This is a genomic window from Trinickia dabaoshanensis (genome assembly GCF_002879885.1).
Taxonomy (GTDB): Bacteria; Pseudomonadota; Gammaproteobacteria; order Burkholderiales; family Burkholderiaceae; genus Trinickia; species Trinickia dabaoshanensis.
The window spans coordinates 72,243-99,008 of record NZ_PNYA01000016.1 but is presented as its reverse complement, the minus strand read 5'-3'; the positions used below and the strand labels follow the sequence as shown (position 1 = coordinate 99,008).

Below are 26,766 nucleotides of genomic sequence, written 5' to 3'. Positions count from 1 at the left end.
CATTTCAGTCTTGCGCGGTTCGAGGGCCTATCGGCTCGCTGGCGCCGGACGCGAGTTTCATCTTGTCGATAAGGGAGTAGTCGATGTCTGCGATTGAATCGGTTCTTCGCGAAAACCGCGTATTCTCGCCTTCCGCCGAGGCGGCGGCCGGCGCGGCCATTTCGGGAATGGACGCGTACCGGGCGTTGATGGCCGAAGCCGAGCGCGATTACGACGGCTTTTGGGCAAAGCTTGCGCGCGAGACGCTCGCTTGGCGCAAGCCGTTTACGAAAGTGCTCGACGAGTCCGACGCGCCGTTTTTCAAGTGGTTCGAAGACGGCGAGCTGAACGCGTCGTACAACTGCCTGGACCGCCATGTCGAAGCCGGACAGGGCGATCGCACCGCGGTGATCTTCGAAACGGACGACGGCGTTGTCACGCACGTCACGTACCGGGACTTGCTCGAGCGCGTGTGCCGCTTCGCCAATGCGCTGAAGCGGCGCGGCGTGAAGAAGGGCGATCGTGTCGTCATCTACATGCCGATGTCGATCGAAGGTGTCGTGGCCATGCAGGCATGCGCGCGTATCGGTGCGCCGCACTCGGTCGTGTTCGGCGGTTTCTCGTCGAAATCGTTGAACGAGCGGCTCGTGGACGTCGGGGCCGTCGCGCTCATCACGGCCGACGAGCAAATGCGCGGCGGCAAAGCGTTGCCGCTCAAGCGGATCGCCGACGAAGCGCTGGCGATGGGCGGCTGCGAAGCCGTCAAGAGCGTCATCGTCTATCGCCGCACGGGCGGCAACGTCGAGTGGGATGCTTCGCGCGACCTGTGGATGCATGAGGTCGTCGCGCAAGAAGCCGCGACTTGCGAGCCGGAATGGTTGAGCGCCGAGCATCCGCTGTTCGTGCTCTACACATCGGGCTCGACGGGCAAGCCCAAAGGCGTGCAGCACAGCACGGGCGGTTATCTGCTGTGGGCCGCGCAGACGATGAAATGGACCTTCGACTGGAAGCCGGCGGACGTCTTCTGGTGCACGGCCGATATCGGCTGGATCACGGGCCACACGTACATCACGTACGGTCCGCTGGCGCTCGGCGCGACGCAGGTCGTGTTCGAAGGCGTGCCGACGTACCCGGACGGCGGCCGCTTCTGGAACATGATCGAGAAGCATAAGGTCAGCATCTTCTATACGGCGCCCACGGCGATTCGTTCGCTGATCAAGATTGCCGATGCGGATGAGAAGGTCCATCCGAAGAGTTTCGATTTGTCGAGCCTGCGCATTCTGGGCACGGTGGGCGAGCCGATCAATCCCGAGGCATGGGTGTGGTACCACCAGCATGTCGGCGGCGCGCGCTGCCCCGTGATCGATACGTGGTGGCAAACCGAGACCGGCGGTCACATGATCGCGCCGATGCCGGGTGCGACGCCGCTCGTGCCGGGCTCGTGCACGTTGCCGCTGCCGGGGATCATGGCTGCGATCGTCGATGAGACGGGACAAGACGTGCCGAACGGGCAGGGCGGGATTCTCGTCGTCAAGCGGCCGTGGCCGTCGATGTTGCGGACCGTGTGGGGCGACCCCGAGCGCTTCAAGAAGAGCTACTTCCCGGCCGAGCTGGGCGGGAACTTGTATCTCGCGGGCGACGGCTCCGTACGCGACAAGGAAACGGGCTACTTCACGATCATGGGCCGGATCGACGACGTGCTCAACGTCTCGGGCCACCGGCTCGGCACGATGGAGATCGAATCGGCGTTGGTGTCCAATCCGATCGTGGCCGAGGCCGCCGTCGTGGGCCGGCCCGACGATACGACGGGCGAAGCCGTCGTTGCATTCGTCGTGCTCAAGCGGCCGCGCCCCGAGGGCGAGGAAGCCGCCAAGCTCGCCAACGAGTTGCGCGCGTGGGTGGGCAAGGAAATCGGGCCGATCGCGAAGCCGAAGGACATCCGCTTCGGCGACAACTTGCCGAAGACCCGTTCGGGCAAGATCATGCGGCGCTTGCTGCGTTCGCTCGCGAAGGGCGAGGAAATCACCCAGGACGTCTCGACGCTCGAGAACCCCGCGATCCTCGAACAACTCGCCGAGGTGCGTTGATCGCATGACGCGGCGCGTGGCAGGAAAGCGGTTGCGACGTTTTGTCTAGCGCGCGGCCGCATGCTTGCGGCGCTGGGTTGAAGGCGCGGCACGGTCAATCCCGATTGCCCGTGCCGCGCCTTTTTGATACATAGGCGCATGGCCGCGCCACGTCCTCTCGATCCCATTGCTCAACGCTCGCTCGAACCGCCTCCGGTTTCGGGTGCGATGATGCTCGCGCATCGTCGCTATTGGCGCTTCAACGTGATCTTGATCAGCGTGTTGATGCTGATCGGGTTTGCCGTTTCGTTCGTCGTGCCGCTCTTCGCGCGTGCGTTGTCGAGCGTGCGCGTGGGCGGTTTTCGATTGCCGTTTTACCTCGGTGCCCAAGGGGCGATCGTCATTTACCTGTTGCTGATTGCGGTGTACATCGTCGGCATGACGCGCGCCGACCGTCGTTTGCGACAGGCCGCGGCGGACGATGCCGCGAGCGATGTCACTCACGAGGCGGCGCGATGAGGCTCGTGAGCCGGCTCGTTCGCGCCTACGCCTTATATACGCTCGGGTTCTTCCTGTTCGTCTATACGATGTGGCGCATCGAGCGGGTGACGGGGCCCGGCGTATGGGTGGGCTACGTCTTCCTGTTCGTGCCGATCGCCGTGTACGCCGTGATCGGTTTGCTGTCGCGTACCTCCGATCTCGTCGAATACTACGTGGCTGGGCGACGGGTTCCGGCCGCTTTCAATGGGATGGCGACGGCGGCCGATTGGCTCTCGGCGGCCTCGTTCATCGGGCTTGCAGGCTCTTTGTACGCGACCGGCTACGACGGGCTCGCGTACATGATGGGCTGGACGGGCGGCTATTGCCTCGTCGCGTTCCTGCTCGCGCCGTACGTGCGTAAGCTCGCGCGTTACACGATTCCCGATTTTCTCGGTACGCGGTATTCGAGCAACGTCGTGCGCGGTATTGCGGCGATGGCGGCGATACTGTGCTCGTTCGTTTATCTCGTCGCGCAGATTCAAGGCGTGGGGCTGATCGCGACGCGTTTCATCGGGGTCGACTTCGCGATCGGCATTGCATGCGGCTTGGCCGGCATTCTGGTGTGTTCGTTTCTTGGCGGCATGCGCGCGGTCACGTGGACGCAGGTGGCGCAGTACGTGATTCTCATCAGCGCGTTTTTGATTCCCGTGTCGATGATCGCGCACAAGGATGGGCTTGGGTGGGTGCCGCAACTGACCTATGGCCGGATGATGGAGCGCATGGAGAAGCTTGATCGGACGGTGCGCGATTCTCCGCAGGAGCGCAGCGTTCGCGCGTCGTATCGGGAGTGGGCCGCGCAAATCGACGTGCGGCTCGCGGCGCTGCCGGGTTCCTATCTGGACGAGAAGGCGCGGTTGATGCGCGAGCTCGACGACTTGCGTCGTCGCAATGGGCCGCTGAGGGACATCCATGCGCGCGAGGCAGCGCTCGAGGCGTTCCCGCGCGATGCAGCGGCGGCGCGCGTGGTGTGGACCCAAGAGCGTGACGATTTGCTTGCGCGCGCAACCGATCCCGTGCCGATGTACGAGCCGTTTCCGGCTGCTAGCGATGACGAGCGGCGCACCCACGAGCGCAATTTTCTTTCGTTGCTGCTGTGCTTGTCGCTGGGGACCGCGAGCTTGCCGCATATCTTGTCGCGGTACAACACGACGACGTCGGTGAGTTCCGCGCGGCGCTCGGTGGCTTGGACGTTGTTTTTTATCGCGCTGTTTTATGTGACCGTGCCGGTGCTGGCGGTGCTGATCAAGTACGACGTCATGACGCATCTCGTCGGACGTTCGATGGCCGACTGGCCGACATGGGTGACGCAGTGGCATCGTGCCGAGCCGGGCTTGGTCGGTATCGATGTAGGCAACGGCGACGGCATCATTCGATGGTCCGCGATTCGGCTTCAGCCCGATATGGTCGTGCTGGCCGCGCCGGAGATCGCGGGGCTGCCGTATGTGATTTCCGGGCTCGTTGCAGCGGGGGCGTTGGCGGCGGCGCTTTCGACGGCGGATGGGTTGTTGCTGACGATCGCGAATGCGTTGTCGCACGACATCTATTACCACATGGTCGATCCCGAGGCGTCGAGTCAGCGGCGCGTCACGATATCGAAGATCTTGTTGCTTGGCGTGGCGTTGTTTGCGTCGTACGTGGCGTCGCTCAATACGGGAAACATTTTGTTCTTGGTGGGGGCGGCGTTTTCGCTCGCGGCATCGAGTTTTTTCCCCGTGCTCGTGCTGGGCGTGTTTTGGAAACGGACGACTCAGCGTGGGGCGGTTGCGGGCATGCTCGCGGGGTTGGGGGTGTGCGTCTATTACATCGTCTCGACGTACCCGTACTTTCGGCAACTGACGGGTTTTGTCGGGCCGCGGTGGTTCGGGATCGAGCCGATTAGCTCCGGGGTGTTCGGGGTGCCGGCTGGGTTTGTCGCGACGATCGTTGTGAGCTTGTTCGACCGTGCGCCCGATGCTTATACGAAGGCGCTCGTAGACTACATTCGGCATCCTTGAGGGCGGTTTGGAGGGCTCTCGATACGCGAAGGCGAGGGGAGTGCACGCGCCTGCGGAGTTCTGCTATAATGCGCGGCTCTCGGAGAGATGGATGAGTGGTTTAAGTCGCACGCCTGGAAAGCGTGTATAGGTTAATAACCTATCGGGGGTTCGAATCCCCCTCTCTCCGCCAGTCAAGCTTCTCAGGCGTTCTCGCCGACTCTCAGGAAATCTCGCTCAGCCTTGCCCGTCGGGCAATTTGGGGTTGTCGATCCAGTCGCGTTCGCTCAGCGCCCCAGGGCATTCGCCCCCGCGTTTGTGGGTAGGATTGGGGGTAGGAAGTGGAGTTTCTCGAAAGGCTTATCGCCCGAAGACGATCCATGCTGCTGCGCCGATCACGGCGAGTTCTCGCCTGCGCCCGGCGATATCCCGGGACAAGCAGAGCCGCCAAGACGATCGAATGGCTCCAAAGCAACAACCTTGCGGCGTTTATCGAGCGACCGTCCAAATGGTATTCATGCGTGTCGACGGCTCCGAGGACGTGTAACAAGCGCGTCGTATAGCGTCACCGCGGACCCGACACCCAAGGCCACTAAGAAGACCGTTGTAGCCATGGCGATCGCCCCGCCCGCCAGCGCCACAGAAGCGATGGGGACGAGAGACAGGATGACGACGTTGTTGAGTGTCTCCGCGGTTGCCAGAACCGTGCCCTTGTCGCGCCCCGAACGTTCGGCCAGCACCGTAGTTGCAGACGGGGCTCCGATCCCTAGCGCCGCTCCCCACGCTGCCAGACAGGCGAGCGCGCCAAAGATCGAAAGCGGCAGAAGATAGAACGCCGCGACCGAAGCGATTAGCACGCTTGTCACGACGGTCAGCGAATGTTCCTCGCTGCCAGTCAGGCGTCGCAGCTTCCCCGCAGACAGATTGCCGATCCCCAGCCCGATGCCGAACGCCGTCACGCTCATCCCGACATGAGCAACGTCAAGCTGATAGCGCTGGCGCAACACCTCTCCCGACAATAGGAAAGCCGATACGCCGGTTCCGTTCCATAAGCCTTTTGCGAGCAACTGGCGTGTAACGTTAGCGTTACGGAGCCACCTGAAGCCATGGTTTTCACGCGTGGCGACTGCACTGTGCCGTTTAGGCATCGCCACGGCGCCTATCAAAAACGCCACGATGCAGTCCATCGACGTCAGGAGGAACGGCGCTCGCCAATCAACCCAGCTTGTCAGCAGCCCTGCCAACGCGGGACCAAGGGCGATGCCGAACGTCATGCCTAGCATGACGGCACCCATTGCGGACGCATGGCGCTCGCGCGGAATGACTTCGGAGACCAGCGCGAACGCGGTGGGAATGATGACCGCAGAGGCGAGTCCGCCGAAGATTCGCAGCGCGATCGCGATTGGCAACGTCGGCGCGAAAGCAATGCCGACGCCGTCGATCGCAAACGACAGTAGCGCGATCAGTAGAAGCCGGCTGCGATCGATGCGGTCCGACAGATAGCCGAAAAACGGGGCCGCGATGGCGTAAGCGAACGCATAACTCGATATAAGCCAGGCAATGCTGGTCGAGTCGGTGTCGAATGCGGCGCTGAGCGGACCCAGCATCGCTGAGAGCATGAACTCGCTTGCGCCAACGAAGAATACCTACATCGAAAGCACGAACAGCAGTGTGCGGTTGTTGTCGGCACTGGCAATTGCTTGTGATGATGACACGCTCTTTCCCATTACAGCGTGCGATCGGCACGCATTAGAGGATCTCGTTACAGGGCTATTAGCATTTACGAGCTCCCAGGCATAAGCATTCTGGAGTAACGGCCGCGCGATCGGCAGTGCTACGAGCTCGCTGGCGCGACGCTCATGGATCATCGCGGACTCGGCCAAAAAACGCAATGCCGGCCCCGGCCCCGGCGAAGAGTGAGCCGAGCAACGAATTGGCAACGAAAATAGGCTCGAGCCCGATGTTCGCCGTATGCGCCGGTCCTCGGCAATTGACTAAGCCCAAGCGCGTCAGGCATGATCGAAAACGGATAAATTGCTGCCCAGCACGTTCTCGTGCAGCGCATGAAGACGAATTGGCGAAGCTTCAACCCGGTATCCGGCAACATCCGCCTGAATACGCACCTGGCTTGCAAGCCGCAAGACTGCTTGAAATACATTCTCGTGCATGAGTTGCTGCATCTGATCGATGCCGACTCACAACGCGCGGTTTCAATCGCTGATGGACCGGTTCATGCCGCAGTGGCGGCAGGTTCGCGACCAGTTGAATCGACTGCCGGTACGGCATGAGAATTGGGCGTATTAGTGCACGATTGCTATCTCGGCCCGTCGTCGGGCGGCCTGGGGATGGAAGCGCCGATCGAGTTCGACCATACGGGGTGAATTTGTGACGACAGCAACAGAAGAGAGAAAGAATCGCTTCACGAAATACTTCCCGCTGTTACTGGATGCGTTGCGGTCTGTTGATCCGAATCCAATGCGACCAGCTGAAGCCCTGGCCTGGATTCGGGCGAACGCTTCGGTTGCTGACGACGATCTAGCCCGCCATATCAAGGGCGGCGGCCAGTCGATCTTTGAAAACGATGTGCATTGGACCCGCTTCTATCTCGCGAAGGCGGGGTTGGTCAGCAATGCAAAACGTGGGCTCTGGGGCTTGACGCCAGACGGCCGCGGCGCACACCTGACTCCCGAGCGGACATGGGATCTTTACGTCCGTATCCGCGACGCTAACCGGCCTCGTAATGTTGCCTCCGAAGATGAAGCTACCGCGCCCGACCTCGGAGCCGATCAGGATGATGACAAGGCGTATTGGTTCGTTGGGGCGCAGTGGGAAGCCGGTGAGCAGCTGCAACGCTTCTTGAGCGAGGGAGTCTGGCAGAACGGATACGAGGATCAGTTCCTCGACCAGGTTCGCAAAATCCGGCCGGGTGACCAGATCGCCATCAAGGCCGCTTTTGTCCAGAAGCGGCATCTCCCATTCGATGTCGGGGGCAAGTCCGTGTCGGCGATGCGGATCAAGGCAACGGGCACCGTTCTAGAAAATTCGGGCGACGGTCGAACGGTCCGCGTGGCTTGGGATCCGGTGAGCGCGCCGCGTGACTGGTTCTTTTACACGTACCGCAACACCATTGCCCAGGTCGATCCTGAAGCCGAGGATGGACGCCGCCTGATTGAATTCGCGTTTAAGGGGGCCTTGCAGGACTACGCATGGTTCCTGGCGCAGCCCTATTGGAAAGAAAAGTACGGTGGTCGTGCGGGTGTTGTTGCCGTCAATAATGCGGTCGGCACGGCGTCTGTCGAGGATGAGGAGGAAGTCGCCGAAGAGATCTCCCCGTCCTATACAGTCGATCAGATCGTTGCCGACGGATGCTTTCTGTCGGTCGAGGAACTGACGGTTCTACTCGATCGGTGGCGAACAAAGAAAAACATGATCCTCCAGGGGCCACCTGGAACAGGGAAGACTTGGCTCGCCAAGCGCCTGGGTTTCGCGCTTGTGGGATCGGATGACCGCGATGCGACGCGCTCCCGCTTGCGGATCGTACAGTTTCACCCGTCATTGGCGTACGAAGATTTCGTGCGCGGTTGGCGTCCCGCCGGAAACGGTCAGTTGGCATTGGTGGATGGCATCCTCATGCAGGCCATTCAGGCAGCAGAGAGCGAACCCGACCTGCCATTTGTACTGGTGATCGAGGAGGTGAATCGCGGAAACCCGGCGCAGATTTTCGGTGAAATGCTGACGTTACTGGAAGCGTCGAAACGCCATCGCTCCGAGGCGATGGAGTTGGCTTATCGCAAGGAGCCAGGCGAGCGCATTCATGTGCCGGACAATTTATACGTTATCGGCACCATGAACGTTGCTGACCGCTCGCTCGCCATTGTCGATCTGGCGCTTCGGCGCCGGTTTGCTTTCGTCGACCTTGAGCCGCGGTTTGGCGCTCCATGGCGCGCGTGGGGTGCCGCGCACGGTCTCGACGATGGGTTGATTGCTGAAATCGAACGTCGAATCGTCGATCTGAATGGCAAGATCGAAAAGACAGTTTCGCTGGGGGCGCAGTTTCGGATCGGTCACTCGTATCTAACGCCGGATGGCAGGGTTGACAACGGTGTGGAATGGTTCCGGGCCAAAGTCGAATCTGAGATTGGCCCGCTGCTCGATGAGTACTGGTACGACGCGCCGGAAACGGCGCGGGAACTCCGACAAAAGCTGCTCGCGGGGTTGGTTTGAACGGGACCGCCGCTCCGGATGTCGCCATCGGAACACGAAAGATTGGCCGAATCCCCGTGCGTAACCTGTGGTTCCTAATGCTGTATGCATCCGATCTGACGCGTATCGAGGGAGCCTTCGATGCGTTCGTCGAGGAAGATCTAGCAGAGATTCCCGATCTGATCGCGAGGTTGTTGGCTCACGCGGTTGAGCAGCGTCTGCGCTGGAATGTTTCGCGCGGATATCAATACAGGGCGCAGAGTCTTACCCGTGTCCGCGGACGGATCGATATCCTCAAAACGGAAGCGCAGCAGTTGTTGTCCCGAGGCGAGGTGTATTGCCGCTTCGAAGAGCTGACGACCAACACTCCGCGAAACCGTCTTGTCCGTGCAGCATTGGATGTCCTTGCGCGTTTGGTGTGTGACCGTGACCTTGGAAGGCAATGCTATTCCCTTGCTGCGACGCTCGGTCGTATGGGCGTGATTGGTCTTCGCCCATCCCGGGCCGAGCTGGCGCAAGACCAGATCAGCCGGAACGACCATCATGACCGTCTCATGGTTGCGTTGGCGAAGTTGGCATTTGATCTTGCTCTCCCCACGGAAGAGGTTGGGTCAACGTCGATGCTTGCGCCTGAGCGGGGGGACGCATGGGTGCGCCGCCTGTTTGAAAAGGCCATACTTGGATTCGCGCGCGTCGAGTTAGAGCCAATCGGTTCGAGTGTCCGCGGTGGCATGTACATGGACTGGCAAGTGTCGGCCGAGACGGGTGGCATTGCCGACATCTTGCCAGGCATGATCACGGACATCATCATTGACGATCCGGCGCTCGGGCGCAGGCTTGTCATCGACACCAAATTCACATCGGTTCTTGGCGTGAGCCGGTTTGGTGGTGCGAGTCTGAAAAGCCCGTATCTGTACCAAATGTACGCATACTTGCGTTCGCAGGAGGGGCGCGACCCGCTGTGGGATCAGGCATCAGGGCTGTTTCTGCACCCGGCTGTCGATGTTCGCGTTCGCGAGTCCGTCACGATCCAGCGACATGCCATCGCGTTCGCCACTGTAGACCTTGCTCAGGGCGTACAAGCCATACGGCGTGAGCTTCGCGTCATTCTGTCGGGTGCTGATCCGGAAGGCGCTTATGACCGCGCCAATTGAACATGATCGCGGCGTGATTGACGGCGTTGGCCCGATCGACGGCCGATACGTGCGTCTAGGAAACGCGCTAAGACATAGGACCCGAATGAAAGTTGTTTTCTCGCGGAAGGGCTTCGACCAACAGTCCGGGGGTATGGCCAGTCCGATCCTGCCGGATGGCAGATTGATTGCGCTTCCGATCCCGAGCGGTCACGACCTAACGACTATTGATAACTTGGGGCTCCCAGATCTCGACCTGGACGTCATGCTTCGGGATCTATCCTGCGAACGGCATAGCTCGAAGTCGACGGTCCATTACGATCCGGACCTAGGCGGCAATCACACAGCTGTCATTCCTGGCTGGCGGCCTGCCTTCGGTCAGACGGGAGCAGCCCAGGGGCACCTTTTCAACAATGGCGTGGGTGCGGGCGACGTCTTTCTGTTCTTTGGGTGGTTCCGACAAGTCGAAAAATTCTCGGGCCGATGGCGCTTTGTGCCGCGTGCGCCGGACTTGCACGTTATCTTCGGTTGGCTGGAGGTAGACGAAGTGCTGCCTGTGGTCACTGACCGCGCCGGTTCGTTGCGACGACATCCTTGGATTGCGACGCATCCGCACGTAGCTTTGCCGGAGAGACACACGAATCCGCGGAACACGCTTTACGTCGGACGCGAGCGTTCGGCCTATATCAAGGGCCTCGGAGGCGGGCGATTCCCGTCGCTGCGTCCGTCGTTGCAATTGACGCGGCAAGGGCTTTCGCGCAGCTTCTGGTCGTTGCCGTCGTGGTTCGAGCCAAAAGGCAGGAAGCCGCTAACCTACCATCCCGCTGCCGACTGTTGGGAAGTAGCAGGCGATAGAGTGACGCTGAAGACGGCGGCGAAAGGGCAGGAGTTCGTGATCGATGGCAATGCCTACCCGGAGCTTGAACCGTGGGTGGCGAATCTCATCGGAGGGACGGCATGAAGCTGCTCAAGTATGTGATGACATCGGATACTGGGCTCGCCCCGAATCCTTACTTTGACATCTGTTCGCTGGCGCTTTGCACACCTAACCACATGAATGCGCGCCTTCAACGCGGTGACTGGATTGTGGGGCATTCGTGCAAGGCGACAGGGAATCGTCTGGTCTACGCGATGCGTCTGACGAGCGTTCTTGACATGGACCGGTACTTCCGCGATTACCCGCAAAAGCGTCCGGTGATGAACGGTAAGCCCGAACAGAGGTGCGGGGACAATCTTTACTTCCGCGAAGGCGTGCATTGGCGAAGGGTACCTTCCGCGGGTCACAACTCCGTGGACTTGTTCGTACAGGATAGCGGGAGGCCCGTCTTCTTGGCCGAAGGGCCGGAAAATTTTTGGTACTTCGGTGCGGCGAGTTCGATGCCTGAGTCGCTGGCATTTGCCAATCTCTTTCCGGGGCTTGTCCTCAGGCGTCAGGGCATCCAATACGTGTACGACGCTGCATCCATCGAGAAGTTTATTCACTGGCTTGAATCAATCGACGCTAGCGGTCGCTTGGGGAGCCCGCGCGATAAGGAGCCGGACAACTACCGGCACTACCTGACAGCAATCGAGCCTCGGCACGTGTGGCAGCGAGCTTCTGACGAGGTCGGCACAGGCAATGAGGCGGGTAATGCGGCGGATCGCGTTGACGTGAACCACTGCCGTCGAGACGAGGATCGAGGTTGCGGCATTCCTTCGCCAACGCAGGGTGGTGAAGTGAGAGCGGTCAAACGGACTTGTGGCTCGCGATGACGACGTAGCGAGATTGCTGATTGGCATGCCGACGATGCCGTTGAGGAACACAAGACCAAGCAAACGGATCCGTGCGCAATCAGCGAGCGCGACTCAACGAGATGTTCTCGTCATACAATAGCAATCCGCCGATCCTCCCCGAGAATTCTCCGGAGTGATGGATCGACGATCTATGAGAGTAGAGAGCAAAAAGAAAAAGGATTGCGCGTGTCACAACAACCAGAGCAGCCATCGAAAGTGGAAAGCTGGGCCTATCCCTTTCCACTCCAGCGCACAAACGGCCCGTCTACGCCCGAAGCCTATCTCGCGGCCCTCGCGGCGGCTCAAGACGGCTTCTATCCGATTGGCACAAACGGACTATGGCATGGAGGCATTCATTTCGGTGCCGAAACTGCCGATAGGTTCAATCAGGATGGCGGGGTGAAGTGTATTGCCGACGGGGAAGTCGTCGCATTTCGACTCGATTCCGAACTCCAGCGATTGAGCTATCCGGGGGGGATCAAGGCCGGCTATTCGAAGGGATTCACGCTGGTGCGCCACCGGTTGGTCTTGCCGCCAGTTCCGACGCAACCCGCCGGCCCCAATGGTCCTTCACCTGCCGCGCCGGCCCCGGCCCCTCAGAACGCGACACCGCCTGCGCAAGACATACTGACATTCTTCAGCCTGTATATGCACACGTTGCCGCAGAAAGGCTACGACGCAGATCATGCGGCTCAACAAGGTCACGCCAAAACACTGCCGGCCTACTATGGCACAGACGACGTGTACAGCATCGGGACAAGTGCGTCAGATCCGCGGCTCGACGCTGACGGGCACCCGGACCACTCGACCCTCGGACTACGCGTGCGGTCCTCGCCTTCGGCGCACGGTAATCCCGTGGGATGGCTAGCGCGTGGGACGAAAGTTAGGATCGGTCAGCGACATGGTGCATGGGGCCAATTAGCCGGCGTCGTCACGGGCGATATCTCGTCGTATAAGGAAGGCGATACGCTGTCTGCCAATGCTGCGTCGGGCTGGATTTTTTTGGCTCAGGCACACCACGAATCGCAACCCCTTGCAGTGGATAAGGTCTACGTTTTGCCCAAGCCGCGACGGATCCGCACCGGCGAGACTGTCGCCTATCTCGGCGAATACCAACGCTTTGCAGAAGCGCGCGCGCACCATACGCTCCCGCCTCAACTCGGAGAACGCCCTTTGCTGCACGTAGAGGTGTTCACCGGAGACGACCTTGCGCAATATATTTCGCGAAGCCGAGCCCGGGCTCAACAACTCGATCCAAAATCCCGTACGCTGCTGCTGATTTCGGCGGGCGCCAAGCTGGTTCAGCCTGCGCCACAGGACACGTCCGTCAGCGGTTCGGTTAAGGCGGCCAGTGATTCGCCAAGTAGCGGTCCCTGGTGCAAAGTCAATGCTGTCGACGCGGCGGGCCACCCACTGCCCGGGCAAGCATGCTGGATTTCGCGCGCGGATCTGCATGGTACTGGTGTACGGCAGGCATGGAGAAACTTCCCGCTGAACGTGTCGGCTGCTGGCGGCGAGGCCGCTGCTTGGGCGCGCGTCATTCACACTGATGCGACCGAAAAGTGTGCCGAAAGTGGGAACAAGACGTGGTATCGCGTTAGCGTGGCCGATGCAAACGATGCGCAAATCGATGGCTGGGTATGCGACCACGGGCATCCGCTTGTCGAGTTGAAGAGTCCCTGGGATTGGCCTGGCTTCGATCTCGCCACCTTGAGTGCGCCGGTCTCGGACATGTTCCAGCGCGCACTCTTCATCGCCCAGGATGGCACGCCAGACGAGATCGCGAGTTTCGAGGAAGCCTTCAATGGCGTCCAGTCGGACGCTACCGTCAAGAAGTTGGAGGACGCCATTGACAAGGCGGGGCAACACGACGGAAAGATCACTGCACAAGAACTTAAAGCGGCACTCGGCAAACCGTGGCTCGCAGATCGCATCGACCATTTGATCGTGAAATACGAGAGCGAATGGGGTGGCGATATGAGCAAGTGGGACGCTCTCGATTCGCATATGCAGGCAGGCTTACCTGTTTGGCAAGCCGAAAAGACCCGCATCGAGGCGTTGCGGTTTTGGCACGAAGTGGCAACCATTGACGGCTTCCCTTCGAGCGCAACTGTTTTTCACATCCATCCGCTTGGATTGGTGGGGAATTTCATGGTGCCGGCGGACCTAATCACGCTCGAAATGCTGAATGCCGTAGATCCGGGCGGATCGGTCGACTATCATCGACAGATACTTCCGTATTTAAATAAATATGCGAAAGGGTATGGCGTCACAACCCCGAGAAGGATTGCGCACTTCCTTTCCCAAGTAGCGGTAGAGAGCGAATTCAAGAATGTCGAAGAAAGGCTCGACTATTCGGAAAGAAGGATGAAGGAAGTCTATGGGTGTAAATTGCCGCCTCATGGGAATCATACGGCGAAATTTAATATAGTAAACGGCGACATAGCTTGTAATTTCGGACAGCTTCGCCCGGCGCTATGGACTAGCCCCGATCGCTACGCGCACAACCCTGAAAATCTGGCTAACCTTGTTTATGCGGATAGGTACCACAATGGCCCGGAGGCGAGCGGCGATGGCTACAAGTACAGGGGGCGTGGTCTTATTCAAACTACATTCAAGGCGAACTACGAAGTATTCAACAGGGAACACAATCATCGTTTTCCCGATGATCCAAAGGATTTTGTGAGTAATCCAGATCTTCTTCTCTCGGATCTTGAGTATGGAGTGGAATCTGCATTCGTGTATTGGGCCGTCAATCGTGGCGTGAACTCAGTAGCAGATGCGGGAGATGTGGCGGCAGTGACACAGCAGATTAACGGAGGGCAGAATGGACATGCTGAAAGACTTAGTGCATACAATAAAGTTGCACCGCTCTTGGGGCTTCCGCAAGAGTCGAATTAAACGCTTTTTTGAATGCCTCGCATGCTGGGTTTTTCTTTCGTTCGCCTCGCTAGCTTATGCGAGCGCGGCCGAACCTGCAGTCTGCCCGGCTGTGTCGCCATCCACGGGTGTGTATTCGGCAGGGAGAATATACAAAAATTCGGTCGTTTCGGTCGAAAGAAATGACGCGGATCAGACGATAAGCTTGTCTATCTATAGGCCGAATGCAAATGGTTGTGAGAAAACGACGTTCGCAAATTATTCTATAGAAGGTGGGGCGCCGAACGTCGATTCTCTATTTTTCATGGATCTTGAAGGAAAGACAAATATTTTTACCATTGTCCATTGGGATGTCAATTCGCGTGGAATCGGGACGTATGGGAAATATTACCAAGTATACGCATATGTAACGGACGACCAGGGTAAGCTAATCGAAAATAAGAGCGTGGTCGATAACAGTGCAATGACCGGGATGGACGGATATCAAGAGGGGGAGGAGAGTTCGTTTCCGTACAAGACTGCAGGCACCGTAAGATCCTTTTTCAAATGTAAACAGGCGAAGTGTAAGTAATGGTCTATTTGTCGAGCCGAGCGGTGGGCCGCGGGCTCGCCTAGCGATTGAACACTGATGAATGCAAACTTGCTGTTCACGTGGTGCCGAGCGTTGGGTGCCGACGAATGTGAGCGGGCAGGATTGCTGGAAGCAGTCGTGCCAGAAATCGAACGGCCGATGCTCGCATTCAACGCGCCTACGATCGTGTGACTAGATCGGCTCGGGCTGTACAGTATCCGATTGCGAACTCTCGATGGAGAGCGTGCATGACCAATGTGCATTAAAATGTTTTGCAGGCTGGCTAAGCACGCCTTCACGCTATTAAATGGGGCAAACGCGTAACGGTCGCGAACGAATGGACACCATGAGAAACGGGATTCTTCTAGTTCCTGCAATTTTGCTGTCAGCTTTTTCCGGGCAGATTTCCGCCGAGAGCGATGTGTCGTGGTCGGCAAAGCAAATTCGTCCAGGTTGCTCCGTGGTAATGCACAAGACCTATCCCTCTGGCATCGATCGGAACGTGAATGCGACTGTGTTTGACGAACAACTCTTCTGGAAATGTATCGGTGCCGAGGCTGTCCCGGTAGGAACGATCGAGGCGGAAGGTAGCGGCCCAGAAATCGTCACGGTCTTTTACCGACGGAATGAAATAGTCGTCTTGGCGCGTTGGACATCAGGTTCGGCCGCAGCCGATTTTCAGGGAGATTTTTACGAAGTTAAAGCGCTTCATCTAGAAAATGCGAACAATCGGACGACGTTCCAGGCGGTACAGGCTATAACCAAGGCGTTCGGTGATGGCTACGATGGCGTGCTCAACGGAACGCGCGTGACGTTTCCCTACAAGAATGCTGCGTCGATCCGCGCCCGGTTGGCGGCACTCGGTCTGTGACACGATCTATCGCTTTGCGCGATTACGCGCTGCCCGCCGAGCGACGCTTACGAAAAGCTGGCCCGGTCAAGTGACTCGCGGCGAGGGCGGGGCCGCGCAACAGCGCAGGCGAGGCGTTGGTTGGCGCGCGGACTATGCATAGGTACGGAGGCGTCGGGTTGTGGGTAGAGTTGTGGGTAGGCCTCAGCCGCCAAGATGGAATCCATATCCGGCGCGGCTTCCCTGCCGGCATTTGTCTCACCCTCTCTCCGCCAGTCAAGCTTCTCAGGCGGTCTCGCGGGTTCTCAGGAAATCTCGCTCAGCGTTGCCTATCGGGGGAGTTGAGGTTCTCGATCCAGCCGCATTCGCTCAGCGCTCTAGGGCATTCGCCCCCACGTTTGTGGGTAGGATTGGGGGTAGGAAGCGGGAGCTTCTCGAAGGATTCATCGCCTGAAGACAATCCATGCTGCTGCTCCGATCGCGGCGACGTCTTGCCTGCGTCCGGCGATATTCTGGGGCGTGCAAAGCCGCCAAGACGATCCAACGGCTCCTGAAGAACGTTTCGACGTTTATCCGCCGGCGTCATCGTCAAAACAGACGGCGCCGATATCGAACTCAAAACCGCAGCTTGGCGATGCCCTTCGCCCCACCAACTACAGGGATACCTCTGCCGTCAGCGCTTCCCACGGCGCGCTCAAACGGCCGCCTTCCCTAACAATGGGTCCTGCCCCCTCCAAGATCGCAACATCTTCATGCACGCGCTTGTAATCGCGATCGAGTTCGCGCGCCAACGCCTTGATGCTGTCCGCGCCAGTCCGATGCAAGTGGTGCAGCCGACAGCGTAGAAACGCGCGAACGTCTCGTTATGGCCGACATGAGCTGTTGCCTACTCAGAGCGACGCAATACAATGCCCGAATTCCCGGCCTACGCCCGATCCGCTACGACAACTCGCAAGATGAAAAGACTCCCGCCGCTCAATTGGTTACGCGCTTTCGAATCATCGGCTCGGCACCTCAGTTTCACGCACGCCGCGACCGAGTTGAGCCTCACCCAGGCGGCCGTGAGCCAGCAGGTGAAGGGACTCGAATCTCAGCTTGGAACAGCGTTATTCAAGCGCCTGCCGCGCGGCATCGAGCTGACCGAGGCCGGGCTTGCGTATCTGCCGGTTGTCCATGAAGCGATCGAGCGACTTGCCGCTGCCACCGACGAAATCTTCGGTCAAGGACACCTGAAGATGCTGACCGTGCGTGTGAGTCTCGTGTTTTTCACGCACTGGCTCTCGTGGCGGCTGCCTGATTTCCGCAAGCGGTATCCGGAGGTCAATCTGCGCATCACCAGCAATATCTGGGGAGGCGACAGTAGCGTCACCGACGTCGAAGCCGACCTGGAGATCCGCTACGGCCACGGCAAATGGACCGGCCTGCGCGCGGAGCGACTGACGTGGGATACGCTGCTGCCCGTCTGTGCTCCCGGGTTACCTTCTCCCAAAGCGCCACTGTCGACACCCAAGGATCTCGCGCATCACGAACTGCTCCATGTGCTCGGTTACGAAGAGGGCTGGGGATATTGGCTGAAAAAGGCCGGCGCTTCAGGGGTCGATTCGTCGAAGGGAATGCAATTCGACACGCTGATCTCCGCATTGAAGGCGGCTGAACTCGGGCAGGGCGTCGCACTCGCGCGTTCGTCTCTCGTCGAGCACATGCTGATCTCCGGACAACTGATCGCCCCACTGAAACGTAGGCTTCCGACCAGCGAGGCGTTCTACCTGGTCTACTCTCCTCACAGCATCGTTAACCCGCATGCGGCTGCGTTTGTCGCGTGGTTGAGTGCGCAAGCCCAAGAAGCGCACGCACGGTACTGATCGCTCGCCGGGCTAGCGTGGCTGCGCCGGTTCGCCGGGGCGTGGCGTCCGGCGGTTCCGCAGGCTTGCTTTAGGCATAAAAAAAACGACCCCACCATCGTTTTTTTTATTGCTTTACCCATCATGGCTTCCGGCCGAAAGTTGCCTCCATCCACTTTGACCGTCACCCAAAGGCGTCTCGACGCTGACGACCGACGGTGACGGGTCTATCTACAACGTGATGATCGACGGTCGCGCGATGCGACGGGTCTGGAGGCGACTTGGCAGATTATGGGAAATAGCAAGCAACTGCCGTTCAGCGGCGTGAAAGTCATCGACTTCGGCCAGTATATTGCGGGCCCTGCCGTAGCAATGATCCTTGCGGATCTCGGCGCTACCGTCATTCATGTCGACCCTCCGGATGGGCCGCTTTGGGATAGTCCGGCCAACGCCGTTTTGAACCGCAATAAGCATTGCCTGAGGCTCGACCTGAAGTCCGCGAGCGGCCTGGAAGAAGCAAAAAGCCTCATAGAGCGCGCGGATGTCGTCATCGAGAACTTCCGGCCTGGCGTGATGAAGCGACTTGGCCTCGATTTCGCGAAGCTGCGCGCGCAAAGCCCTTCGCTCATTACCCTTTCGATGCCCGGTTTCGCCAGCAACGATCAGTTGCGGCGGGAATGGCGTGCGTCCGAGCCGATCATCGCTTCGGCATCCGGCGTATTCACGGACATGGGACAGAATCGCGTGCTGATGGGCATCAACCCGAGCTTCTCGCCGCTGCCGCTCGCCTCCGCCTACGGCACGATGCTCGGCGTATCCGCAGTCGCGCTGGCACTGCAGGCGCGCCAGCGCACCGGCCTCGGGGATGAAATCGAGGTCCCGCTGGCTTCGGCGGTGATGGAGGGGCTTTCGTACAACTCCATCCATATCGCGGACTACCCCGAGCGGTACAAGACACTGCGTGAGAAGGAGATCGAGCGGCGTCGCTCGAGAAATCTCCCGATGGATCTGTCGTACGAAGCCCTGCAGGAATACCTCGATCCCTTCTACCGCACGTACGAGTGCGCCGACGGCCGCCAATTTTACGTGGTGTGTCCCTCGCACCGCTCGCACGCGCGGCGCTGCCTGCAGGCGATGGGGCTGTACGACGAAATGCTGGCGGCCGGATTGCCGACTGTAGACGATCCCTATCTGCCGATTTCCGAATGGGAAGGCGACGCTTCGTTAGGGGTCTACCCGTTGCCCGAGCATTGGGCCAAGCGCATTTCGGCGCGCATGAAGGAAGTTTTCCTGACGAAGACGGCAGCGCAATGGGAAAAGATTTTCGGTGAAGGGGGATTCCCAGGCGCTGCGCATCGCACCACGCGGGAGTGGCTGCATGACGATCATGCGAATTGCGCCGGTCTGGTCGTGGATGTCGAAGACTTCGAATATGGCACGATGAAACAGCCCGGTCCCGTCGCGTGGCTCGAGGACTGCGCCGAAGCCATGCTTTCGCCCGCATCGCGTCGCCCGGTGACCTTCAAGGATGCCGTGACCATTCTGGACGAGCAGGAGAGCGACGCACTTCCGCTGCCGTCCGAGGGGCGCTCGAAGGGGTGGCTCGAAGGGATACGCGTACTCGACTTGACGAATGTGATCGCCGGGCCGCATTCAACATCGTTTCTCGGCCGGTTTGGCGCCGACGTCATCAAACTCGACCCCGTCGTTCCGAATTACGACCCGTGGAACACTGTGGTCTTCGGGATGTCTTCCGCCCGCGGCAAACGGAGCGTACTCGTCGATTTGAATCACCCGGATGGGCGTGAGGTGTTCAACCGTCTTGCACGGTCCGTCGACGTGATCGTCATGAACGCTCCGGATCGTCAATTGGCGCCGCTGGGGTTGGACGAAGCAAGTCTGCGTTCCGTCAATCCGGGCGTGATCTTTTGTCAACTCGACTGCTTTGGGGGGCCGCGGCACGGACCGCGAACCAATTATCTCGGCTACGACGATTTGATCCAGGCGTGTACCGGAATCATGGCGCGATTCGGTGGCGGCATGCAGACGCCAGAGGAGCACGCGCACGTCGGGACCATCGATGTCATGTGCGGATTCGCGGCTGCGCTGGGCGTTGCCGCCGCACTGTACCGCAAGGCCAGAACGGGGCAAACCGGGCGCGCCAGAACCTCCCTCGCAGCGCTCGGCAACCTTGTGCAGGTTCCGTTCTCGTACGACTACGCGAGCCGCCGCCCGTTCGATGAGCCGTCCGGCCGCGACGCACAAGGCTTCACCGCGATGTCCCGCTTCTACCGTGCGTCGGACAACTGGATCTACGTGGATATCAGCGAGGGCGAACTGGGCAAGCTCGACGGCGTGGACGGCCTGAACGGCATCGCCGCCGCCGAGGATCCGGTCGCGTTTCTCGCTTCCGCGCTCGACACAGCCTCCGCCCAAACGTGGCAGACCCGGTTACAAGCCGCCAACATCGCCGCTGCGGTGCCGGACAACATCGTCAATCTGCGGCGGCACAACAGCCGCCCTTGCGATGGCAGCCCCGGGATCGACAACGGTAGTTACTCGTTCAGCGTTTATGCGGACCATCCAAGCGGTCGATGCGTCACCCAGCTCGATCCCTTTGCGATCCGCCCCCGTCACGCCCGGATTCGCGCCCTGCTGGCGGCCGAGAAATTCGGCGCGTCGACGCACGCCGTGTTACGCGAGTTCGGATATAGCGATGCGGAGATCGAAATGCTAATGGCGCGACATGCCGTCGGCGACAGCTGGTCGGAGGAGTATCTGCCCAGCTAGGCGCAATGCTTCGCTTCGCAGCCAACCGATGAGAAACACATCCAAGGTGTGAGCGCACCGTCGAGATGTGGCCATTTTTACATTGGAGACAATCATGCAGGATCAGACAAAGGCTGTGGTGAGCTTTCGTCATGTCAAAAAAACATATGACGGCGAGACGTTAGTTGTCAAAGATCTGAATCTCGATGTCCAGAAGGGCGAATTCCTGACCTTGCTCGGTCCGTCCGGCTCTGGGAAAACCACCTGCCTGACGATGCTTGCGGGATTCGAGTATCCGACCGAGGGCGAGATCTGGCTCGACGGTCAATTACTGAATCGGATTCCACCGCATAAACGCAACATCGGAATGGTCTTCCAGAACTACGCGCTATTCCCTCACCTGACGGTTGCGCAGAACCTGGAATATCCGCTCAGAGTTCGAAAAATGCCGCCGAACGAACAGGCCTCGAAGGTGAAGCTGGCGCTCGAAATGGTCGGCATGGGGAAGCTGGGCACACGGATGCCGAGTCAACTGTCGGGCGGCCAGCAGCAACGCGTCGCCCTCGCGCGCGCTTTGGTCTTCAACCCGCAGCTCGTGCTGATGGACGAGCCGCTCGGCGCGCTCGACAAACAGTTGCGCGAACACATGCAGCTCGAACTCAAGGCCTTGCATGAAGCGCTCGGATTGACGTTCATTTATGTCACGCACGATCAGAGCGAAGCGCTCACGATGTCCGATCGCGTCGCGGTGTTCGATCAAGGCGAGATCCAGCAACTCGACACGGTCGATCGCCTGTACGAATCGCCAAGAAATCTATTCGTTGCGAACTTCATAGGCGATAACAACCGGATGAAAGGCATCGTCGTCGCAAAGGAAGGCGACTATTGCGGCCTGCGCCTCGCCGACGGGACGACGGTGCGTGCGTTGAACGTTGCGAATGCCGGAGTCGGCATGCAGGCGACAGCCGTCATCCGTCCCGAACGGCTCTCGGTCGAGCCCCGCTCGGCGGCCGATACGAATGTCATCCACGCCGAAATGCTCGATGCCATCTATTTTGGCGACCATGTGCGACTGCGTTGCCGCGGCCCCGGTGACACAGAGTGTTTCGTCAAGGTTGCGCTCGAACACGATGGGTATTCGCACGCACATCCAGGAAACAAGGTCGCCCTGTCGTTCCGCGACGACCATCTGAAGATCCTGAACTGACGTCCCGCACTTTCACAACACAGAAGGAGACACCATGAAATCGCCCTTGAAAATGATTTTCGCCTCGTTCCTTGTATGTTCGTCGGCGACTGCCTTTGCCGGCGCCCTCACGACCGTCAACTATGGCGGCGCGGCCGGCAATGCCCAAAAGGCGGCCTGGGTGGAACCGTTCGCCAAGAACACGCATATTGAAACGAATGCCATCGAGTACACCGGCGACATGGCTAAGGTGAAAGCGATGGTCGAGGCCAAGAACGTCACGTGGGACGTCGTCGAGGTCGAGTCTGCCGACGTCGGTCGCGGCTGCCAGGATGGCCTCTTCGAGAAGTTGGACTGGTCGAAGATAGCGAACAAAGGCGACCTGATGAGCGGGTCGGTCACACCTTGCGCCGCTGGAACATTCGTTTGGTCTACGGTCCTGGCGTATAACCCGACGCTAACGAAGGGCACGCCTCAAGGTTGGAAAGACTTCTGGGACGTCAAGAAATTTCCGGGCAAGCGCGGCATGAAAAAAGAAGCCCGCTATAACTTGGAGTTTGCATTAATGGCGGACGGCGTGGCACCGAAGGATGTTTACACTGTGCTCGGTACGAAGGCGGGTATCGATCGCGCTTTTAAGAAAATGGACGAACTCAAGCCCTACATTCAGTGGTGGGAAGCGGGTGCGCAACCACCGCAGTTTCTGATCGCGGGTGACGTTGCAATGTCGACTGCCTATAACGGCCGTATCGACGCCGCGGTCCGCGAAGGCAACCGCAATCTCGCCATCACCTGGGATCAGAGCATTTACGATTTGGATTTCTTCGCGATTCCAAAGGGCTCAAAGAACAAGGAAGCAGCCGAAAATTACATTTCATATGTACTGAAACCGCAGTCGCAGGCCGCGTTCGCACAAAAGATACCGTACGGCCCGGTTAACAAGGCGGCGTTCAATCTGCTCGATGGCGCGACCTTGGCCGCGCTTCCCAATTCTCCCAAGAACGGCAAGGACGCCCTTGCAGGCAGCGTCGAGTTCTGGACCGACCACGGCGACGGCCTCGAGCAACGTTTTACCGCTTGGGCGGCAAGGTAAGAGGGAGCAAGTATGAGCGCCATAACTTCAGAGCAGCAGAGGTGGCATACGCGCCAGCTCAAAAAGTCGCTGCGAGCCGTGCAGTTGCGCAAGGAAGCCGCCGCCTTCGTCCTGGTGGCGCCGCTCGCCCTCTTCATCCTGCTGGTGTTCGTGATGCCGGTCGCGTCGATGATCGCGCGTTCGATTCAAAGTCCGGAAGTCGTCGACGCGTTGCCGAACACCACTGCGGCCTTGAGACATTGGGACCGCAAGTCGGCCGTTCCCGACGAGGCGTACCGCGCGCTCGTGCTTGACGTGGAAAGCAATGGCGGAAACAACGATGCCGGTAGCGCGGCCGGTCGGCTGAATGGCCAGAAAGATGGCTTTCGCTCGTTGTTTTACAAGACGACCGGTGCGCTTCCTTTTGGCGATAACGATTCGGCGCTTTCCGCGGGGGAGATAAAGCAACGCCTGATCCAAATCGACCCCCGCTGGGCAGACGCGAGTTACTGGCGAGCGATCGCGAACGAATCATCCCGTTATACGAGCCAGTATCTCCTCGCCACGATCGACTACCACGAAACGCCGGATGGCCATATCGCACCGGTCCAGGACGGTGCATCAGCGTACCGCGCGGTGTTCATGCGTACCTTCGTAATCAGCGCACTGGTGACGCTTGCGACGCTGTTGCTGGGTTATCCGCTCGCCTACTGGATCTCGATTCTGCCGGCGCGCAAAGCGAATCTCGTGATGATCCTCGTGCTCCTCCCGTTCTGGACGTCCATCCTCGTGCGAATTTCGGCGTGGATCGTGATTCTTCAAGGAGCGGGTCTCGTCAACAAGGCGTTGATGGCGTTGCATCTCATTTCGACGCCGCTGGCGCTCTTGTTCAACAGAACCGGGGTGCTGATTTCCATGACTCACATCTTGCTGCCGTTCATGATTCTGCCGCTCTACAGCGTCATGAAATCCATCCCGTCGAGCTATACGAAAGCCGCGATTTCGCTTGGCAGTCACCCTTTCGGGGCATTTTGGAAAGTCTATGTACCGCAAACGCTTCCCGGTGTCGGCGCGGGTGGCCTGCTGGTGTTCATCACCGCGCTGGGCTATTACATCACGCCAGCCTTGCTGGGCGGCGCGGGCGATCAGATGGTCAGTTACTACATCGCGTATTTCACCAACGCGGCCCTGAACTGGGGGATGGCGTGCGCGCTTGGCGCGGTTCTCCTGCTCGTGACGCTGATCCTGTTCGGCGTCTATCGGAAGGTCGTCGGTAAAGAACTGAAGGTAGCCTAGCATCATGAAAACCAACGTGCCGCGTTTCGCACCTTACATGTCGATGCCTGAGATCGTGTGGCACTACGTTCTACGGTCGGCGAATGTCATCGTTCTCCTATTTCTAATCCTGCCGATACTGGCGATCATTCCGCTTTCGTTCAACGAGAACTCATTCCTCGTCTATCCGATACACCAACTTTCGTTCAAGTGGTACCGCCATCTCTTTACGTCGGTCGAATGGGTGCGTGCCGGCGGCAATAGCTTGATCGTGACGCCGATCGCGACGGTGCTCGCCACCGTGCTGGGGACGCTGGCGGCATTGGGCTTGAACAAGGCGTCGTTCAGGGGCAAGGGCGCGCTGGTTGCCCTCTTGATCTCGCCGATGATCGTGCCGGTGATCGTTACGGGCGTCGGGATGTACCTGCAGTTTGCGCGATGGGGATTGGCCGGCACGTATCCCGGGCTGATCTTCGGACATACGGTGATCGCCGCTCCTTTTGTCGTTGTCACGGTCAACGCCACGCTTGCCGGCTTCAACCAGAACTATGTTCGCGCTAGCCTGAGCCTGGGCGCGTCGCCGGTACGGACATTCTTCTCCGTCACCTTGCCGATCATCGCCCCCGGTGTCATCTCCGGAGCGTTGTTCGCGTTCGCGACCTCGCTGGACGACGTCGTCATCACTATGTTTATTGCAGGTCCAACGCAGGGAACGCTCCCGCTTCAGATGTTTATCGGAATTCGCGAAAGCATCAGTCCCACGATTGCCGCGCTTGCGTCCATTTTCATCGTCTTTTCGAGTCTGTTGCTCGTCACGATGGAATGGCTGCGTTCCAGATCCGTCGCGAGGCAGACGGCGAGCTGATGAGGTCGGCGTTTGCGAGCAACGAACCCAGTTCCGCGGCGGCGAGCGATCGGCAACAAAGTGAAATCGATATGCAGAAGAAGCAGGAGGCATGATGTCAGCAGAAAAAATCGGCGGAACCCGATCGAAGCAATCAGCCGGCGAGTTCGACTACATCGTGATCGGAGCGGGTACGGCCGGCTGCGTGGTCGCCAATCGCCTGAGCGAAGACAATGATGTGTCTGTACTGCTGGTCGAGGCGGGCGGCAAGGACAACTATCACTGGATCCATATCCCGGTGGGTTATCTCTACTGCATCGGGAATCCACGGACCGACTGGCGTTACAAGACATGCGAGGAGTCGGGGCTCAACGGCCGGGCGCTGGCCTACCCGCGAGGCCGGGTGCTGGGTGGCTGCTCGTCGATCAACGGCATGATCTACATGCGCGGTCAGCGTGAAGACTATGACGATTGGGCGCGCATGACGGGCGACTCGGGCTGGGGGTGGAATTCGGTGCTCGAGGCGTTCAAGAAGAGCGAGGACTATCACGGCGGCGCAAGCGATGCTCATGGTTCGGGCGGCCCGTGGCGCGTTGAAAAACAACGGTTGAAATGGGACATTCTCGAATGGTTCGCGCAAGCCGCACAGCAGACGGGCATACCCGCAACCGACGATTTCAATCGCGGCGACAATACCGGGGTTGGGTATTTCGACGTCAATCAGCGACATGGCATTCGCTGGAATGCGTCGAAGGCCTATCTGCGACCTGCCGCGAATCGTCGGAACCTGACGATCGTCACCCATGCGCAGACGCAGCGGCTCCTGTTTGAGAACCAGCGCTGTTCTGGGATCGAGTTTCGGATTGGCGACGACCACCGCGTGGCTAGAGCGCGGCGTGAAGTGATTCTGTGCGCCGGCGCCGTCAATTCGCCGCAATTGCTGGAGGTGTCGGGGATCGGGGACGCCGATCGCCTGACGAAGCTTGGAATCGACGTGACAAAGGCACTGCGCGGTGTGGGCGAAAATTTGCAGGATCACCTGCAATTGCGCATGGCGTTCAGCGTGGACGGCGTACGGACGTTGAACACCCTCAGCGCTCGCTGGTGGGGCAAATTGATGATCGGCCTGGAATACGGGCTCTTCAGAAGCGGGCCGATGGCGATGGCGCCTTCGCAACTGGGCGTGTTCGCGAAGTCGGACCCGGACGACAAGACGCTGACGCGCCCCGACGTTCAGTACCATGTACAGCCACTGTCGCTCGAACGGTTCGGCGAGCCGTTGCATTCGTTCGACGCGTTTACCGCGTCCATTTGTCAATTGCGGCCGTCGTCGCGAGGCAGCGTTCATATCACGTCGAGTGACCCCGCGATGGCGCCGAAAATCGCACCCAACTACCTTTCGACCGAGCATGATCGTCATGTCGCGGCCAATGCGCTGCGATTGACGAGGCGGATTGTGTCGGCGTCGGCCCTTGAACGGTTTCGTCCTCGCGAGGTCCTTCCTGGGATCGAATTTCAGACGGAAGAAGAATTGAGGCATGCGGCGGGCAATGTCGGAACCACCATCTTTCATCCGGTCGGAACCTGCCGAATGGGACATGCAGACGATCCGGACTCGGTGGTTGATTCCCGCCTGCGCGTGCATGGTGTGCATGGCTTACGGGTAGTCGATGCTTCAATCATGCCGGTCATCACCTCCGGCAACACAAATTCGCCGACATTAATGATCGCGGAGCGCGCCAGCGAAATGATCCGCGCCGACAGGAAGCGAACGGGTGCGACCGCCTAGGCGGGTCCGCCGCCACATGGGA

Annotated in this window: 18 protein-coding genes, 1 tRNA gene and 1 pseudogene; 18 read left to right on the top strand and 2 right to left on the bottom strand. The window is 59.5% G+C overall.

Going from position 1 to position 26,766, the window contains the following annotated elements; genetic code table 11:
- Positions 1-83: 83 nt before the first annotated feature.
- From acs to C0Z18_RS18025, 4 genes are all read left to right on the top strand, one after another.
- Positions 84-2,066, top strand: coding sequence for an acetate--CoA ligase (gene acs / locus C0Z18_RS18040; RefSeq protein ID WP_102646787.1), 1,983 nt, complete (start codon positions 84-86; stop codon positions 2,064-2,066).
- 138 nt (positions 2,067-2,204) lie between these two features.
- On the top strand, positions 2,205-2,564 hold the full coding sequence (locus C0Z18_RS18035) for a DUF4212 domain-containing protein (protein WP_199189487.1): 360 nt from the start codon (positions 2,205-2,207) through the stop codon (positions 2,562-2,564).
- Positions 2,561-4,579 (top strand): sodium:solute symporter family protein, encoded by a 2,019-nt coding sequence (locus tag C0Z18_RS18030; RefSeq protein WP_102646786.1) that lies wholly within the window; start codon positions 2,561-2,563, stop codon positions 4,577-4,579. Before C0Z18_RS18035 ends, C0Z18_RS18030 begins: the two co-directional genes overlap by 4 nt.
- Before the next feature lie 81 nt (positions 4,580-4,660).
- Positions 4,661-4,751, top strand: a tRNA-Ser gene (locus tag C0Z18_RS18025).
- A 322-nt stretch (positions 4,752-5,073) separates the two neighbouring features.
- Here the strand turns inward: C0Z18_RS18025 and C0Z18_RS18020 are convergent.
- A pseudogene (locus tag C0Z18_RS18020) lies at positions 5,074-6,189 on the bottom strand (MFS transporter); the annotation flags it as partial.
- 432 nt (positions 6,190-6,621) lie between these two features.
- On the opposite strand from C0Z18_RS18020, the gene C0Z18_RS18015 reads away from it, so the two are divergent.
- From C0Z18_RS18015 to C0Z18_RS17980, 7 genes are all read left to right on the top strand, one after another.
- Positions 6,622-6,846, top strand: coding sequence for a M48 metallopeptidase family protein (locus tag C0Z18_RS18015; protein WP_269845321.1), 225 nt, complete (start codon positions 6,622-6,624; stop codon positions 6,844-6,846).
- Positions 6,847-6,943: 97 nt separating this feature from the next.
- On the top strand, positions 6,944-8,782 hold the full coding sequence (locus C0Z18_RS18010) for an AAA family ATPase (protein WP_102646785.1): 1,839 nt from the start codon (positions 6,944-6,946) through the stop codon (positions 8,780-8,782).
- Positions 8,779-9,915 (top strand): 5-methylcytosine-specific restriction endonuclease system specificity protein McrC, encoded by a 1,137-nt coding sequence (mcrC, locus tag C0Z18_RS18005; protein WP_269845320.1) that lies wholly within the window; start codon positions 8,779-8,781, stop codon positions 9,913-9,915. Before C0Z18_RS18010 ends, mcrC begins: the two co-directional genes overlap by 4 nt.
- An 85-nt stretch (positions 9,916-10,000) precedes the next feature.
- Positions 10,001-10,855 carry an Nmad3 family putative nucleotide modification protein gene (locus C0Z18_RS18000; protein WP_102646842.1) on the top strand — a complete coding sequence of 285 codons (855 nt, stop codon included), beginning with the start codon at positions 10,001-10,003 and terminating at the stop codon, positions 10,853-10,855.
- A complete protein-coding gene (locus C0Z18_RS17995) occupies positions 10,852-11,646 on the top strand; it encodes an Nmad2 family putative nucleotide modification protein (protein WP_102646783.1) in 795 nt (264 codons plus the stop codon). Before C0Z18_RS18000 ends, C0Z18_RS17995 begins: the two co-directional genes overlap by 4 nt.
- A gap of 207 nt (positions 11,647-11,853) precedes the next feature.
- Entirely contained in the window at positions 11,854-14,568 is a 2,715-nt protein-coding gene (locus C0Z18_RS17990) for a glycoside hydrolase family 19 protein (RefSeq protein WP_146014038.1), read from the top strand.
- Positions 14,569-15,464: 896 nt separating this feature from the next.
- A complete protein-coding gene (locus C0Z18_RS17980; protein WP_146014037.1) occupies positions 15,465-15,989 on the top strand; it encodes a hypothetical protein in 525 nt (174 codons plus the stop codon).
- Between the two features lie 632 nt (positions 15,990-16,621).
- Here C0Z18_RS17980 and C0Z18_RS33980 read toward each other — a convergent pair.
- Positions 16,622-16,792 carry an HVO_A0114 family putative DNA-binding protein gene (locus C0Z18_RS33980; protein ID WP_456300765.1) on the bottom strand — a complete coding sequence of 57 codons (171 nt, stop codon included), beginning with the start codon at positions 16,790-16,792 and terminating at the stop codon, positions 16,622-16,624.
- Between the two features lie 132 nt (positions 16,793-16,924).
- Between C0Z18_RS33980 and gcvA the strand changes: the two genes are divergently transcribed.
- The 7 genes from gcvA (at position 16,925) to C0Z18_RS17940 (ending at position 26,744) form a co-directional block, all read left to right on the top strand.
- Entirely contained in the window at positions 16,925-17,830 is a 906-nt protein-coding gene (gene gcvA / locus C0Z18_RS17970; RefSeq protein ID WP_102646779.1) for a transcriptional regulator GcvA, read from the top strand.
- Between the two features lie 270 nt (positions 17,831-18,100).
- Positions 18,101-20,599 carry a CoA transferase gene (locus tag C0Z18_RS17965; protein ID WP_102646778.1) on the top strand — a complete coding sequence of 833 codons (2,499 nt, stop codon included), beginning with the start codon at positions 18,101-18,103 and terminating at the stop codon, positions 20,597-20,599.
- Positions 20,600-20,693: 94 nt separating this feature from the next.
- On the top strand, positions 20,694-21,785 hold the full coding sequence (locus C0Z18_RS17960; RefSeq protein ID WP_102646777.1) for an ABC transporter ATP-binding protein: 1,092 nt from the start codon (positions 20,694-20,696) through the stop codon (positions 21,783-21,785).
- A gap of 34 nt (positions 21,786-21,819) precedes the next feature.
- Positions 21,820-22,857 (top strand): ABC transporter substrate-binding protein, encoded by a 1,038-nt coding sequence (locus C0Z18_RS17955; protein ID WP_102646776.1) that lies wholly within the window; start codon positions 21,820-21,822, stop codon positions 22,855-22,857.
- A 12-nt stretch (positions 22,858-22,869) separates the two neighbouring features.
- Positions 22,870-24,132: an ABC transporter permease gene (locus tag C0Z18_RS17950; protein WP_102646775.1), complete on the top strand. Its 1,263-nt coding sequence runs from the start codon at positions 22,870-22,872 to the stop codon at positions 24,130-24,132.
- 4 nt (positions 24,133-24,136) lie between these two features.
- Entirely contained in the window at positions 24,137-24,976 is an 840-nt protein-coding gene (locus tag C0Z18_RS17945; protein ID WP_102646774.1) for an ABC transporter permease, read from the top strand.
- 94 nt (positions 24,977-25,070) lie between these two features.
- Positions 25,071-26,744 (top strand): GMC family oxidoreductase, encoded by a 1,674-nt coding sequence (locus C0Z18_RS17940; protein WP_102646841.1) that lies wholly within the window; start codon positions 25,071-25,073, stop codon positions 26,742-26,744.
- Positions 26,745-26,766 lie beyond the last annotated feature (22 nt).

Coding starts and splice junctions, on each gene's coding strand:
- C0Z18_RS18030 (WP_102646786.1), top strand. CDS start 2,561: ATGAGGCTCGTGAGCCGGCTCGTTCGCGCCTACGCCTTATATACGCTC.
- C0Z18_RS17950 (WP_102646775.1), top strand. CDS start 22,870: ATGAGCGCCATAACTTCAGAGCAGCAGAGGTGGCATACGCGCCAGCTC.
- C0Z18_RS18015 (WP_269845321.1), top strand. CDS start 6,622: ATGAAGACGAATTGGCGAAGCTTCAACCCGGTATCCGGCAACATCCGC.
- acs (WP_102646787.1), top strand. CDS start 84: ATGTCTGCGATTGAATCGGTTCTTCGCGAAAACCGCGTATTCTCGCCT.
- C0Z18_RS17965 (WP_102646778.1), top strand. CDS start 18,101: ATGGGAAATAGCAAGCAACTGCCGTTCAGCGGCGTGAAAGTCATCGAC.
- C0Z18_RS17995 (WP_102646783.1), top strand. CDS start 10,852: ATGAAGCTGCTCAAGTATGTGATGACATCGGATACTGGGCTCGCCCCG.
- C0Z18_RS17940 (WP_102646841.1), top strand. CDS start 25,071: ATGTCAGCAGAAAAAATCGGCGGAACCCGATCGAAGCAATCAGCCGGC.
- C0Z18_RS17960 (WP_102646777.1), top strand. CDS start 20,694: ATGCAGGATCAGACAAAGGCTGTGGTGAGCTTTCGTCATGTCAAAAAA.
- C0Z18_RS17980 (WP_146014037.1), top strand. CDS start 15,465: ATGAGAAACGGGATTCTTCTAGTTCCTGCAATTTTGCTGTCAGCTTTT.
- C0Z18_RS18035 (WP_199189487.1), top strand. CDS start 2,205: ATGGCCGCGCCACGTCCTCTCGATCCCATTGCTCAACGCTCGCTCGAA.
- C0Z18_RS17955 (WP_102646776.1), top strand. CDS start 21,820: ATGAAATCGCCCTTGAAAATGATTTTCGCCTCGTTCCTTGTATGTTCG.
- C0Z18_RS17945 (WP_102646774.1), top strand. CDS start 24,137: ATGAAAACCAACGTGCCGCGTTTCGCACCTTACATGTCGATGCCTGAG.
- gcvA (WP_102646779.1), top strand. CDS start 16,925: ATGAAAAGACTCCCGCCGCTCAATTGGTTACGCGCTTTCGAATCATCG.
- C0Z18_RS18000 (WP_102646842.1), top strand. CDS start 10,001: ATGAAAGTTGTTTTCTCGCGGAAGGGCTTCGACCAACAGTCCGGGGGT.